A 281-nucleotide genomic window follows, 5' to 3' on the forward strand; every position below is an offset into this window, starting at 1 on the left:
CGATCTACACTATAAACCAATCATCGAGTCTCAAGACAATGAAAAATCTAACCAAGTAAATTCTTCCAAACACTGTTACAGAAGGCGCCATCAGGCTGGATACCGTGTTCCAAGCAATACAGCTCCCAGCATGCATTACCAATCTGGACTCCGGCTTGACCAATATGAACACTGATACATTCCCTCATTTTGTCGGTATCGAAATGGAACTCTTCTCAGAAAAGAATTGCGAAATGAACAAGGCGGGTTCGGTTCGTGGACCACGGAGTAATGACGGCGGG

1 protein-coding gene is annotated in these 281 nt (G+C 45.2%); it reads right to left on the bottom strand.

Annotated features, from left to right (window positions below):
* Positions 1 to 47: 47 nt before the first annotated feature.
* Positions 48 to 188 carry a hypothetical protein gene (locus BB427_RS24870; protein ID WP_083229845.1) on the bottom strand — a complete coding sequence of 47 codons (141 nt, stop codon included), beginning with the start codon at positions 186 to 188 and terminating at the stop codon, positions 48 to 50.
* Between the last annotated feature and the right edge of the window lie 93 nt (positions 189 to 281).

It is taken from the genome of Pseudoalteromonas sp. BMB, from assembly GCF_001709235.1.
GTDB classification, from domain to species: domain Bacteria; phylum Pseudomonadota; class Gammaproteobacteria; order Enterobacterales; family Alteromonadaceae; genus Pseudoalteromonas; species Pseudoalteromonas maricaloris.